Origin of the sequence: Algoriphagus sp. CAU 1675 (assembly GCF_029222925.1) — a bacterium.
In the GTDB taxonomy this organism is placed as follows: Bacteria; Bacteroidota; Bacteroidia; order Cytophagales; family Cyclobacteriaceae; genus Algoriphagus.
Map to the genome: position 1 here is coordinate 517,240 of NZ_JARHUI010000004.1, position 13,804 is coordinate 531,043.

Below are 13,804 nucleotides of genomic sequence, written 5' to 3' on the forward strand. Positions count from 1 at the left end.
CTGTAAGTGAAATTTTATAATTGGTCTCAGTACTATAACTTAGACCTCAGAAATTACCCTTGCATGAATCAACTCTTCAGTAAGCTCAGAAAATACGAAATCATGATCCGAAAGGTGGCAAACAACCACCTGCAAGGGGAATATCAGTCCCTATTCAAAGGTTCAGGCCTTGAATTTGATGACCTCCGCCCCTATCAATACGGTGACGATGTGCGAACAATTGAATGGAAAGTCTCTGCCAAAGGGCATGGTACTTTTGTAAAGACCTTCCGGGAAGACAAGGACCAATGTGTATATTTTTTACTGGATATCTCAGGAAGTCAGGATATTGGACAGGCTGGACACAAAAAGATTGATCAGGGAAAATTAATAGCAGGAGTCCTGACTTTGGCAGCCATCTTCGATGGAAGCCAGGTAGGATTGATCAGTTTTTCCGATCAAAAAGAAAAACTGGTATTGCCGGGAAAAGGAACTAGACAAGGAGTAAAAATGATCCGGGGAATATTCGAACATGAAAATATTTCACAAAAGACGGATTTGGATGCCTTGTTCACATTTTCCCTCAACCTGATCAAAAAGAGAAGTATTATAGTGGTGATTTCGGATTTCATTGATGAAGGCTATGAGCGTTCATTCCGGGCTTTGGCAGAAAAACACGATTTGGTAGCTATTCAACTTACCGACCCACGAGAGTCTGCACTTCCAGCATTGGGAATTATTCCAGTTTATGACAAGGAAAAAGGAAGAACCACTTGGGTAAATACGGCTTTTGGAGGCTTTTCCAAGAAAATTTCCGAAACCTTCACGACCGAACGGGACAAACTCAAAGACATCTGTAAGAAGAACCAGATCAACTACTTGGCCATTGACACCAATCAGGACATAGTAGCTCCATTGATCGAATTGTTTAAGTACCGAAATAAAAGAATGAAACGTGGCTAAATTCGGTTTAATTCTTTTTCTCTTACTCAGCCCATTGCTGGCATATTCGCAGGATGTAGAAGTAGAGGCTTACTTCATGCAAGACTCCGCAAAACTTGGGGAGCGGGTAGGCTATGTCTTAAAAGCCACCTATCCTGAATCCAGGCAATTGATCTTCGTGGATTCTACTTATGATTTTTCCCCATTTGTACTTTTGGAGAAAAAAACCTTTATATCCTCTACTACCGAAGGGGTTACCAAGGACAGTGTGGTTTATTATCTGTCCAACTTCGAACTCGAGCCTTCAGCCCACCTGAGTCTTCCCGTTTATGAACTGAGTCGATACGACTCCATCACCTATTTCCCTTTAGAGGCTGAATTGAAACTTAAGCTAGCACTAGACAGTATTCCGGAGGAACCTGCCTTTCTTGAAAACAACGAATACCAAGTTCTGGAGAAAAAGTGGAACTGGGCCTTATTTGGTTTCATGGCAGGAGTTTTAATACTGACATCAAGCTTGTTATACTTCCTTTTTGCCAACCGAATCAGGGAACTCTGGAAGCATATGCAAGAAAAACGTCGTTGGTCTAGATTTGAAAAAGCATGGGCCAAAAACAGCCATACTCTTCAAACTGAAAATTCCATTGAAGCCGCCGATGAGCTTCTTGGACTTTGGAAAGGATATATGGAAAGTATCACCGAAAAGCCTTTTAAAGAGTGGACTTCCAGTGAAATTGGAGACAATTTGGAAGACATGAGGGTATTCAGCTCCCTTCGAGCCGTTGAATTGATCATCTATGCCAACAAAAAAGAGGAGATAGGAGAAGCATGCAATTACCTTCTGGAAATTGCAAAGAGAAACTATGAAGAAAAATTAAAACCTGTCAAGCATGATCGAGCAACTGTCTGAGTTTTTTAGCTGGTCTTGGTTTATGCCTGAGACTTTTCAGAGTTATGAGTGGGAAAAACCGATTCTACTAAATTTAATTTGGATCATTCCGGTACTTATGTTGATCAGGAAATTTGTCAAGTTCCTGAAAAACCCGGTCCTGGAGTTATCCCTTCCAAAACAGATTGCCAAAAACAACCCCTGGACCTACCTGAGACTTATACCCACTGGACTTTTTTTCCTGTCCTTGGCCTTGATCATTGTGGCTTTAGCCAGACCACAAATGAGCAATGAACGAGTGGAGCAATTCACGGAGGGGATAGACATCATGTTGGTCATGGACATTTCAGAATCCATGGACCTTCAGGATTTTCAGCCCAACAGACTTGAATCTGCCAAGAGGACTGCTATTGATTTTATCAACGGAAGAGTAGGTGACAGAATAGGAATGGTTGTATTTTCCGGGGAAGCCTATTCCCTTGCACCTCTCACCAATGACTACCAGCTTCTCATTGATCTGATCGGAGAAATTGGTTTCGAAATGATCGAGGCAAAAGGAACTGCCATTGGCTCTGCTATTGCCGCCGGAACCAACCGGATGAAGGAGGCAGAATCAGTATCAAAAGTGATGATTCTCCTCAGCGATGGGGAAAGTAACGCAGGCAATGTGGACCCTCTTTTTGCTGCTCAATTGGCAGGAGCATTGGATATTAAAATTTACACCATTGCAGTCGGCAAAGACGGGATGGTACCCTATGGAACTGATTTTTTTGGCAGACCCCAAATGGTCGAAAGCTACCTCGACGAAACTACCTTGAGAGAGATTGCCAAACTCACCAAAGGAGAGTTTTTCCGGGCTTCCGATGCCACTGCCCTTCAGGGGATTTTCGACCAGATCGATACCATGGAGAAAACGGAAATCATAGAAAACCGCTACAAGGAAACCACGGATTACTACAGGATCTATCTCTTTTGGGCAATTGCGCTTTTCTTCGCTTGGATGATTTCCAAAAGTAGTTTTCTCAACAACTTCCTTTTGGACTGATTTTATCAAGTTTTCTCTAAACCTGATTTTAATCAGTTTTCAACCTTATCCTCATCAAGTAAATAACTGAGGCAGGTGGCGATTTTTGAAAAAAAATTACCCCATGGCATTATCACCTAACCTGATTAGCAAGTACAATTATCCAGCACCCCGCTACACTTCTTATCCAACTGTCCCACTTTGGGAAAACAACCTAAAGGCTGAAGAATGGGAGGAATTGGTGAAGCAGTCGTTCAAGTTATACGGAAAATCAGAGGGAATAACTCTGTACATTCACCTTCCCTTTTGTGAAAGCCTCTGCACCTATTGCGGATGCAATAAACGGATTACAAAAAACCATAGTGTAGAGCAGCCCTATATTGAGGCACTACTTAAGGAATGGAAAAAATACCTCAAACTTTTCTCTGAAAAACCAAAGTTGGCAGGCATTCATCTTGGAGGTGGAACACCAACCTTTTTTGCTCCTGCATCTTTACATTATCTACTGAATACATTAATCTCAGACTCTGAGGTATTGGAAGATGCAGAATTTAGTTTTGAAGGACATCCCAACAACACTACACTGGATCACCTTAAAACCCTCTCCTCTTTGGGATTTGACCGGGTGAGTTATGGAATTCAGGATTTCGACCCAGATGTCCAAGTGGCTATTCACCGGACCCAACCTTTCGAAGCAGTAAAAACCGCGACCGAAAATGCCAGGAACTGTGGATTCAAATCCATCAATTTTGATCTGATCTATGGACTTCCGCATCAAACAATTGAAACTCTTTCCGCAACTTTTGAAAAGGTTACAGAATTAAGACCAGACAGAATTGCTTTTTATAGTTATGCCCATGTCCCCAGTTCTTTCCCTGCACAAAAAAGTTATGAAACGTATCTACCCAATGAACTTGAAAAACGGTCTCTTTACGAATTCGGGAAGAAAAAATTGTTACTAATGGGCTATGAGGAAATTGGGATGGATCACTTCGCCCAACCCAGTGACCCTCTTTTTAAAGCAAAAAGAGAAGGAACCCTTCATCGAAACTTCATGGGCTATACTACCTCTCCCTCCAAAATCCTCATTGGTCTAGGTGCCAGCAGTATCAGCGACATTCATCTGGGATATGCACAGAATGAAAAATCAATCCATACCTATCAGGAGCTTTTGGAGCAAGACCATTGGCCATTGGTAAAGGGGCATGTTCAGTCCAGAGATGACCTTCAAGTCAAGGAGTTGATATTGGATTTGATTTGCAAGCAGGAAGCAGAAATTCCCCAGGAAATTTGGGGGAAATTAAATAAAACTCAGTTCTTAACCTTACAGGAAATGGAACTTGAAGGCCTGTTTGAAAGAAACCAAAACAACATCAGACTTACCGAGGATGGTGTGGCATTGGTCCGAACAGTATGTATGCAGTTTGACCTTAGACTGGCAGAAAATCAAAGCAAGAAAGTCACGTTCAGTAAAGCGATCTAGGAATTATCGACAGAGTGTAATTTCAAACTGTTCTGTACCGTAATTATAAATCTGAAGGTCCGGACTGAACCCATGGAGACCTAGTCCCAATCCCCGGAAAATAAAAATCAAACCCAAAACCATCCCAAAATAAGGAATCGCTCGTTGAAAAAAGCGTCTGGATTGATTGGATATCAGTTGACCGGAATACATTAAAACCAACAGGAGAGGAATAGTGCCCAATCCGAAAAAGAACATATAGGCAGCTCCCATCCAAGGGCTTTGCATACCCAAAGCGGCCACCAATGCCATATATACCATGCCGCAGGGCAACAGACCATTGGCCAATCCTGTAGCAAGAAAAGCAAGCCGCCCTCCCTTTTTCAAGAAATAGGCCAATTTACGTTTGATCCAACCCACAAAACCAGATAAGGCAGGAAGTGCAATCAATTGCTCTGATTTCTTATAACTGAGTGAAAGAATCAAAATAAGAGCTCCCATTCCAATAGAAAAGCCCTGTTGAATCCCTGCAAGGGAAAGGGTAAAGCCCAAGCTCCCAACTATTAGTCCCAGGGCGGCATAGGTCATGCTCCTCCCGACATTGTAAAGGATTTTATTCCAGAGAAAGGATTTATTGCCGGAATTCCCAACAGCAAGAGCAATGGGTCCGCACATTCCCACACAATGGAATGAACCTAAAAAACCCAATACAACTGCTGTCCAAAGTATCATCACAAATTGATTTTCTTTTCCTGATAATAGGAAGTGCCGTTTTCAGTCCAGCTTAGCTGAACCTTCCAATATCCTTCTTTCAAAGAATGTACAGGGATTGTTTTATTCTTCTCTTCCATAATATTGAGCAGAAACTCCTGGTCAAGCTTTTCGTCAGAAGGTCTGAAAAAATTCAGCTTTCCTTTGGCTCCAATTGGAAGGTCCAAAACCAGTGTTTTATTCGATGCATCAAAAACCAAAACCTCTCTATCCAATGCCAATGTGGACATCTGTTTATCAATTTGATCTTGGTACTTGATTTCCTGTTCATAGTAATTTTCTGTCACCAGTTCTATTCCCTCCATTCTTACGGAGATCACTACCATAGTCAGGATAATCCCCACAAATGCAATTATTGACAATAAAATTCCTTTACCCCAATTCATATTCCTTCTTATTTTTCGGCTACCGGAGCCATAAAACTTGTGTTAATTTCGTCGATTTCCACCCCATCGTGGAGCAAGGACAATTTTATTTTTTGCTGAGGGGTCAGAACCGATTGCTGGTCCCTTACCAGAAAAAATCTTCCCTCCAGTTTTGATTGTGGCTCAAGAGTCAATACTTTTTCTCCAACCAACTCTACTTCTATACCTTCTGCTAAGGACATTAACTCAACCTTTTGCGTCTCAAAAGTCTTATTAATCAAAGTTATTTGGTAAAGATTTGACACTGTTCCATTATCTCGCATCTGATAGGTCATTCCCGGAAATCTTGTAACCGTGCCCTGTATTTCCTCTCTAGTAGCAATCAAGGCAACAAAGGCCGCCACTAATAAAACTAAAACAACGGAATAGGCCTTGACCCTACCGGTAAAAAGCTTTTGAAACCCCTCTTTAATACTGTTTTCTGAGGCATAGCGAATCAGTCCTTTCGGCCGGTCCACTTTGACCATTACTTCGTCACAAGCGTCAATACATGCCGTGCAATTGACGCATTCCATTTGTATACCGTTCCGAATATCAATTCCTGTTGGACAAACCTGCACGCAAATGCCACAGTCTATACAATCCCCTTTTGGGGAATTCTCCACTTGATGTTTTCGAATTGGGGACCTTGGCTCTCCTCTCACGTAATCATACATCACATTGATGGAATTATTGTCCAAGAGTACACCCTGAAGTCTTCCATAAGGACAGACTACGAGACAGGCCTGCTCCCTGAACCAGGAAAATACAAACATAAATATCCCTGAAAACACCACTAAACCTATGAATCCTGCAAGGTGCTCAGACGGGGGTTGGGTGACAATCTCTTTTACTTCATCAATTCCTATCAGATAGGCCATTACCAAATGCCCAATCATGAGGGAGATTAACAAAAAAACGGTAAGCTTGATCCCTTTTTTTGTTATTTTCTCAGCATTCCACGGTCCTTCATTGAGAGTTCTCTGCTGGTTGGCATCGCCTTCGATGAGGTATTCGATTTTTCGAAAAACCATCTCCATAAACAAGGTCTGGGGACAGGCCCATCCACACCAAATCCGCCCAAAAATAACCGTAAACAGAATGATGAACACAAAGAAAATCAGCAAGAGAAAAATCAACAAATGAGTATCCTGAGGCCAGAATACTGCTCCGAAAATGATGAATTTCCTTTCAAATATATTAAACAACAACCAGGGTCTTCCATCCACATTGATAAATGGACCGACAAACAAAACTGCCAAAAGCACCCAGGACAGATAGGTTCTATACTTGTAGAAAAAACCCTTTACCTTCTTAGGATAAACCCAGTTTCGTTTACCATCGTCCTGAACAGTCGCCAATGCATCTCGGAAAGTCTCGGGATTCAGATGTGGATTCTTCTTTGCCATAATTGGTTCAAATTAAATACTGCCGGGACTTTCCCGGCAGTATAAATCTATCAAAGCATTGCGACTACAGCTGTGCTATCAGTCACTGTTTCCCCTTGGCCAGGAACTACCAATTCCCCCTGGGGTTCTTTTGGATTAGCAGGAGTCGTACCCGACAAGCTCAGAATAAAACTAGAAACTTGTTGGATTTCCACTGGGGAGAGCTGGTCTTCCCATGGAACCATCCCTTTAGCAACTACCCCGTACTTAATTACAGAAAAGACTTCTTTGATCGAACCTCCATGAATCCAATACGCATCAGTGAGATTCGGACCAACTCCTCCCCCGCCATCTTGAGCATGACAGGCAGCACAATTTGCCTCAAAGATCCCCTTTCCGGCAGCAATGGCATCTGGAGAGCGATCTTCTTCCACGTTAGTCTCATCAATGGACGCCAACATGGTAGACTGTCTTGCCTCAGCAGCAATTGCTTCAAGTCTTAATTCCTCTTCGTACTCTTCCACTCCTGTTTTACCGATTCCTAGCACTGAGTAATTTACAAAATAAACTACTCCAAAAACGATAGTTATGATAAACACGTACCTCAACCAAGGAGGCATGAAATTGTCCAATTCGGTAATTCCGTCATAGGAATGATCTGCCATCATTTTTCCAGCCTCATCCTTGGACCCGACTTCATCCAATTTTCCAGTAACAAATCGCTCCTTGAAGCTTTCCCACCAAGTAGGCTCATCAGCAAAACTTGGATCCTCTTTTCGAAGAGTTGAGGCCATAAATGTCATCAGATATACCATCAAGAGAAGAAGGACAACAATGACAAGGAGAACTATTCCCAGAATAATCAAGAGGGTCAACTGACTGGCATCCATTGCCTGAAGTTGTGTATACCAATTAGACTCTTCCGTTTGGGCCCAAGCAGATGGGCTAAGTAGGATGCCTAAAAGGCTAAATAAGATTAGAAACTTTTTCATGGCTGGTGTTCGGTTAAATTTTCATCTTTATCCATGGGCAGGGATTTCATATGGTCTACAAAATCCTTGGGCATTCGAGTTACCCAATAGAAAACTCCCAGAAAAAACAGCACAAAGATCAGCAGTGATATCACCGGATAGATCTCTATGTTTTCGATTGATCTTAATACTTCCTTATACATAGCTTTTCTGGTTATTAGTTTTCCGCAGTTGCTTTGATATCGGTACCCAATCGCTGCAAATAAGCAATCAGTGCCACAATTTCTGTTTGAGGTAATACCTCAATCCCTGCACCTTTTAGATTGGCAACAATCTCATTTGCCTGTGCTTCTAGATCCGCCTGGGCCTGCTGATCATATCCTTCTGGATACGGTACCCCCAACTTTTGAAGGGTTCTGATCTTAGCTGGCAAATCGGAATAATCCATCAAGTTCTCGGTCATCCATGGATATGGAGGCATCAACGAGCCCGGAGACATTGAACTAGGATCCTGCATATGGAAGTAATGCCAAGAATCAGGATACTTACCTCCTACTCGATGCAAATCAGGTCCAGTTCGTTTAGACCCCCAAAGGAAAGGTCGGTCATACACAAACTCCCCGGCTTTAGAGTATTCTCCATAGCGTTCTGTTTCAAACCTGAAGGGTCTAATCATCTGGGAGTGACAACCCACACAACCATTTGCGATGTACAGATCTCGGCCTTCCAACTCCAGTGGAGTATATGGCTTCACTGAACTAATTGTCGGCACATTGGACTTCACCAGAATAGTTGGGATAATTTCAATCGCACCACCAATTGCAATGGCAATAGTTGCCAAAATGGTGAAGAAAACAGGTTTTCTTTCCCATGCTCTGTGCCAGAATTCACCTTTAGGGTTGTAAGCTTTTGCAAGTGCAGGAGCCTCGTCTTCTTCATATTCCTGGAACACTCCTTTTTGAGCAGTCTTATACATATTGTAAACCATCATGATAGCACCGGTCAAGTATAGAAGACCTCCAAATGCTCTCAATATGTACATGGGAACTAACTCAACCACAGTTTGGAGGAAGTTTCCATAAGCCAATCGGCCCATTTCGTCAAATTCCCGTAGCATCAAAAACTGAGTCAATGCTGCCACATACATTGGCAATGCATAGAATATGATACCAAGAGTACCTATCCAAAAGTGCGTATTGGCCAGTTTTTGGGAATAGATCGTAGTCTTGAATAATCTAGGCCACATCCAATACAGCATACCAAAAGTCAGGAATCCATTCCAGCCCAAGCCACCGATATGAACGTGGGCTACAATCCAGTCGGTATAGTGCGCAATGGCATTGACATTTTTGAGAGACAACATCGGTCCTTCGAAAGTGGACATCCCATAAGCTGTAACAGCCACTACCAAGAATTTGAGAACAGGCTCAGAACGAACTTTATCCCAAGCTCCTCTCAAAGTCAATAGACCATTGACCATACCACCCCAAGAAGGAGCCAGCAACATCACGGAAAATACAGTACCCAAAACCTGGGCCCATTCTGGCAATGCTGTATATAGCAAGTGGTGAGGACCAGCCCACATGTAGATAAATATCAGGGACCAAAAGTGAACGATAGACAGTTTATAGGAATAAACCGGTCTGTTGGCAGCTTTTGGTAAAAAATAATACATCAGCCCCAAAAATGGAGTAGTCAAAAAGAATGCAACCGCATTGTGGCCATACCACCACTGAACCAATGCATCCTGAACTCCCGCATAAGCAGAGTAACTTTTCAAGAAAGAAACTGGAAGTTCCAGGGAATTGAAAATATGTAAAACAGCTACCGTGACAAATGATGCCAGGTAAAACCAGATGGCCACATACATGTGTCTTTCTCGGCGCTTGATCAGTGTTCCGATCATATTCGCACCAAAAGCAACCCAAACAAGGGCAATGGCAATGTCAATTGGCCATTCCAATTCTGCGTATTCCTTTGAGGTGGTGATCCCCAAAGGAAGGGTGATAGCCGCAGCCAAAATAATCAATTGCCAGCCCCAAAAGTGGAACCATGATAGAGTTTTATTCCACATTGGTGCTTTCAGCAACCTAGGCATGGAATAATACACCCCCGCGAAAATTGCATTTCCCACAAATGCAAAAATCACTGCATTGGTGTGAAGAGGACGAATCCTACCAAAAGTGGTATAGGGATTCCCCAGATTGGCTTCAGGAAGGAATAATTGTGTGGCGGCTATTACCCCCACCAACATACCTACCAGACCCCAGATAATTGTTGCGGCTCCAAAATACTTGACAATCTTATTGTCGTATTGGAACCTCTCCAGCGTAGCGTCATTCATAAGACTTGGGTTTTGTTGGTTGATCTTTCGTTGATTTTTTATGATTGTCAAAGAGAATCCGAATGGATGGAGTATAGTCATCCTCAAACTGCCCTCCCTTCATTGCTTTGAAAAACAAATAGAGGAAAGTGACCGCCAGGATCAAACTTATCGCTATGAGTAAAAAAATGACTTCCATGTTTTTTATTTATGTGTTAATAATCCTTTTCTCCATGCTACCAGATTGGTAGCCAAGGTTGTAAATACAACTACTGAAATACTGCTCAATGGCATAAGAACAGCACAGATAACAGGGCTCAAAAGCCCTTGAACCGCAAGACTTATTCCCACAAGATTGTATAGGAAACTGAGCCCAAAACTCAACTTTATTATGGTCCTGCTTTTCTTGGCGAAATCCAAGTAATCAGGAATTTTATAAAATGATTCTGCATCCAAAATGGCATCACTAGCAGGAGAAAAATGACTGACCCTGTCAGTAACCGCAACACCAACCTCACTTTCCTGTAATGCCCCCGCATCATTGAGACCGTCTCCGATCATTAGGCTTTTGTTGCCCTTGGAATTAAGAGTCTTTAGGTAATTTAACTTATCTGTAGGACTCTGAAGAAAATTATAGCTTAAATGTTTGCCTAAGTTTTCTTGAAGTGCTCCCAATTCATGCGGATGATCTCCTGAGAGCAAATGAAGCTGGTAATTTGGGTCCAGCCTTTTCACCACCCCAGAGGCTCCCTCCCTCATCCCGGATTGAATATGGAAACAGCCCATCTCCATGCCTTCAATGGTCAAAAACACCTTGTTTCCAGGTGAATCATCAACTTGAGATCGGTAACCAGCAAATTCTCTGGAACCTAAAAGAATCTTTTGTTGATTGTAAATCCCTTGGATACCTTTTCCTTTGATCTCCTGGAATTGGTCAATTTTCTTAAGTGGCACATGCCCCAACCAAAGGTTGATCCTATTGCTCAATGGATGTGTGGAACGTGACACCAAAGCCTTTAGTATTCCCCTGGATTCCAACGTAAGCGTTTCGCCCTCAAAGTAAACTTTGGCATTTGCAGGATCTGTTAGAGTCCCTGTCTTGTCAAAAACTACAGTATCAATTAAGGCTAGCCTTTCCACCACACTGGCATTCTTAAGATAAAATTTACTTCTACCAAAGACTCGAAGGGTGTTACCTAGAGTAAATGGAGTGGACATAGCCAAAGCACAGGGACATGCCACAATAAGGACTGAAGTAAAAGCTTTTACACCAAGTGAAAGATCTGTAAAAGACCAAAAAACCAATGCTACAAAGGCGATGCTAAGCACAGACCAGGTGAAGACTCCAGAAATTTTAGTAGACAAAGGCTCCAACAGCTTTTCCTTTCCTTTTTCAAAGGATTCATTGTTCCACAGATCTGTCAGGTATCCTTGGGAAGGAGACTTTTGGATTGTTAGCAATACGGGCTCTCCCTTTTGTCTTCCTCCAGCATAAATCAATTCTCCTTTTTGCTTTGGCACAGGAACTTCCTCTCCTGTTACAAAACTGTAATCAATATTGGCATGGGCACTCAAAAGAATAGAATCTGCAGGAATAAGTTCCTCATCACGAACCAAAATGATATCTCCAACTTCCAGTTTGGTCAAAGGAATCACTTCCTCCTGATCCTGAACCATTCGAGTCACGGCAATTGGAAAGTAAGACTTGTAGTCCCTATCAAACTCCAAGGTTGCATAGGTTTTTTGCTGGTAGATTTTGCCCAACAAAAGAAAAAACAAGAGGCCTCCCAAGCTATCCATATACCCTGCATTTCCAAAAATAAAAATCTCCCAAAGGGAATAGAAAAACAGAGCTATGATTCCCAAAACGATGGGAACATCCATATTAATTTGTCTTTGCTTCAATGAATTCCAAGCAGATCTGTAATAATCTGTAGCAGAATATAGAACAATGGGGAGAGCAAGAACTACGTTCAGGTAATTAAACAATCCTCTAAAATTCGGTGCCATTAATTTGGCCTCAGAAAAATATTCAGGAACACTGAATAACATCATGTTCCCAAAACAAAATCCAGCCACAGCCAATTTCAATACAGTAGCCTTATCAGCAACGGATTCAGTCTTTTTCTCGAGATTGGACAAATTGATTTTAGGCTCATATCCCAAAGTAGAAAGCAAATTGACCAGTTCTTTAAGACTTATTTTTTCCGGATTAAATTTGACTTGTACTTTTTTCTTCAAGAAATCAACCCGACTATAAATAACACCAGAGTGAACTTGGTAAAGATTTTCTAGAAGCCAGATGCAAGAGGCACAATGAATCAATGGCACATAAAATGTCACATGGCTTTCATTCTCATTTTTGAAATCAAGAAGTTTCAATTGGGTATCTGGGTCATCTAAGTAATCAAAGCGATTGGTTTGGGTTGATTTCTTTTTCTGACTTTCACCTGGATGAGATTCCAATTCATAATAGATGCAAAGGTCGTTTTCTGAGAGGACCTCATACACTAACTTACAACCTTGACAGCAGAAGGGTTTATCTTCAACAAAGAGACAGCTATCCTCACATTCCTCACCGCAATGGTAACATTTGAGAGTTAATGAAGGAGAAGTGGACGCCATAGATTATTAATTTTTATAAAAATATTGGGATTAGCAACTGAAAAACATGATAATAATCAGTTAATGCTATGACTTAAAGTGAGAGATAAAAGGATAATTGGTCGCTCCACATTTCTCCTTTGTAAAAATGGTAGAGTACTTTACCAAGGTCTGCTTGGTTTGTTTTAGTGGTCACAAGGAGGGTACAGCCATGCTTTACAGCATAGGACCAAAAGTCCCCAATCCTAGAAAAATTAAACTTGATAAAGCTAGTTTCGTGAGTAGAATCAGACACTAAATGGATGATTTCCTGCTCTTCTTTGATTTTAGATTTAGGAATAAAACTAGGTGAAATAATTGTAGCCTTACTATCATGAAGGAGATTCCCAAAAAGCCTGATAAAATTCTTAATTAAGTTAGCTGATTGGGGAGTTCCATCGTAATGAAACAACAAATGCTTGGTAGAAAAATCAGGTACAAACAAAAGAACGGGAATATCACATACTTCAGATTCGAAAGGCCTTGGAGCTAAATCAGAATGAAGCCAATCCAAAACTTGATTGAGATCCACGGTGATCAGTGATGGCTCCCCAATAGATTCTTCACATTCCTCAGTTTCAATCACGTCAGGCAAAAAATCCGTTGGCAAAACCGGACAATAAAATTCCTTCAAAATTTTATGCGGCAGTTCAAACTTTGAAACGTATGTGGTTTTGACCTCCATGGCAATTGATTTGGTCCAAAACTACATTTTCCAACCTCCTCCATAGATGATCAATTTTATTTATCCATATGATAAAAGTCAGGTTTTAATTTTGAAAAAATTGAATTTAGAATGCTAACATCTAAAAACAAGAAGCCTGAATTGAATTCAGGCTTTTTTTATGGGCTAAGATGGGGGTTGTGTTTTCAGGTTTAGGGCATAAAAAAAGCCCCGTAAAGTAACGGGGCTGAATAATGTGGCGGCGACCTACTCTCCCGGGTGTAACCCCAGTACCATCGGCGCTGCAGGGCTTAACTTCTCTGTTCGGGATGGGAAGAGGTGGG

Annotated in this window: 13 protein-coding genes and 1 rRNA gene; 4 read left to right on the forward strand and 10 right to left on the reverse strand. The window is 41.7% G+C overall.

Annotated features, from left to right (window positions below):
• The first annotated feature begins 63 nt into the window (after positions 1-63).
• The 4 genes from P2G54_RS12220 to hemN all read left to right on the forward strand — a co-directional run bounded on the left by P2G54_RS12220 (position 64) and on the right by hemN (position 4,317).
• Positions 64-942 carry a DUF58 domain-containing protein gene (locus P2G54_RS12220; RefSeq protein WP_275871500.1) on the forward strand — a complete coding sequence of 293 codons (879 nt, stop codon included), beginning with the start codon at positions 64-66 and terminating at the stop codon, positions 940-942.
• Positions 935-1,831, forward strand: coding sequence for a hypothetical protein (locus tag P2G54_RS12225; protein WP_275871502.1), 897 nt, complete (start codon positions 935-937; stop codon positions 1,829-1,831). Before P2G54_RS12220 ends, P2G54_RS12225 begins: the two co-directional genes overlap by 8 nt.
• On the forward strand, positions 1,812-2,855 hold the full coding sequence (locus tag P2G54_RS12230) for a VWA domain-containing protein (protein ID WP_275871504.1): 1,044 nt from the start codon (positions 1,812-1,814) through the stop codon (positions 2,853-2,855). The genes P2G54_RS12225 and P2G54_RS12230 overlap by 20 nt, the downstream gene beginning before the upstream one ends.
• Positions 2,856-2,958: 103 nt before the next feature.
• Positions 2,959-4,317: an oxygen-independent coproporphyrinogen III oxidase gene (gene hemN / locus P2G54_RS12235; protein WP_275871506.1), complete on the forward strand. Its 1,359-nt coding sequence runs from the start codon at positions 2,959-2,961 to the stop codon at positions 4,315-4,317.
• Between the two features lie 3 nt (positions 4,318-4,320).
• Here hemN and P2G54_RS12240 read toward each other — a convergent pair whose 3' ends face one another.
• The 10 genes from P2G54_RS12240 to rrf all read right to left on the reverse strand — a co-directional run.
• Complete coding sequence (locus P2G54_RS12240) at positions 4,321-5,028, reverse strand: sulfite exporter TauE/SafE family protein (RefSeq protein ID WP_345795474.1); 708 nt, start codon at positions 5,026-5,028, stop codon at positions 4,321-4,323.
• Positions 5,028-5,453 (reverse strand): FixH family protein, encoded by a 426-nt coding sequence (locus P2G54_RS12245; protein ID WP_275871507.1) that lies wholly within the window; start codon positions 5,451-5,453, stop codon positions 5,028-5,030. Before P2G54_RS12245 ends, P2G54_RS12240 begins: the two co-directional genes overlap by 1 nt.
• A gap of 8 nt (positions 5,454-5,461) precedes the next feature.
• Positions 5,462-6,880 carry a cytochrome c oxidase accessory protein CcoG gene (ccoG, locus tag P2G54_RS12250; RefSeq protein WP_275871509.1) on the reverse strand — a complete coding sequence of 473 codons (1,419 nt, stop codon included), beginning with the start codon at positions 6,878-6,880 and terminating at the stop codon, positions 5,462-5,464.
• Between the two features lie 50 nt (positions 6,881-6,930).
• Complete coding sequence (locus tag P2G54_RS12255; RefSeq protein WP_275871510.1) at positions 6,931-7,851, reverse strand: cbb3-type cytochrome c oxidase N-terminal domain-containing protein; 921 nt, start codon at positions 7,849-7,851, stop codon at positions 6,931-6,933.
• Positions 7,848-8,033 (reverse strand): cbb3-type cytochrome c oxidase subunit 3, encoded by a 186-nt coding sequence (locus tag P2G54_RS12260; protein WP_275871512.1) that lies wholly within the window; start codon positions 8,031-8,033, stop codon positions 7,848-7,850. Before P2G54_RS12260 ends, P2G54_RS12255 begins: the two co-directional genes overlap by 4 nt.
• Positions 8,034-8,047: 14 nt before the next feature.
• Positions 8,048-10,174, reverse strand: coding sequence for a cytochrome-c oxidase, cbb3-type subunit I (ccoN, locus tag P2G54_RS12265; protein ID WP_275871514.1), 2,127 nt, complete (start codon positions 10,172-10,174; stop codon positions 8,048-8,050).
• Complete coding sequence (ccoS, locus tag P2G54_RS12270) at positions 10,167-10,352, reverse strand: cbb3-type cytochrome oxidase assembly protein CcoS (RefSeq protein ID WP_275871515.1); 186 nt, start codon at positions 10,350-10,352, stop codon at positions 10,167-10,169. The genes ccoN and ccoS overlap by 8 nt, the downstream gene beginning before the upstream one ends.
• A 5-nt stretch (positions 10,353-10,357) precedes the next feature.
• Positions 10,358-12,778 carry a heavy metal translocating P-type ATPase metal-binding domain-containing protein gene (locus P2G54_RS12275; protein WP_275871517.1) on the reverse strand — a complete coding sequence of 807 codons (2,421 nt, stop codon included), beginning with the start codon at positions 12,776-12,778 and terminating at the stop codon, positions 10,358-10,360.
• A 73-nt stretch (positions 12,779-12,851) separates the two neighbouring features.
• Positions 12,852-13,481, reverse strand: coding sequence for a hypothetical protein (locus P2G54_RS12280; RefSeq protein WP_275871519.1), 630 nt, complete (start codon positions 13,479-13,481; stop codon positions 12,852-12,854).
• Positions 13,482-13,714: 233 nt separating this feature from the next.
• Positions 13,715-13,804, reverse strand: a 5S ribosomal RNA gene (gene rrf, locus P2G54_RS12285); the annotation flags it as partial.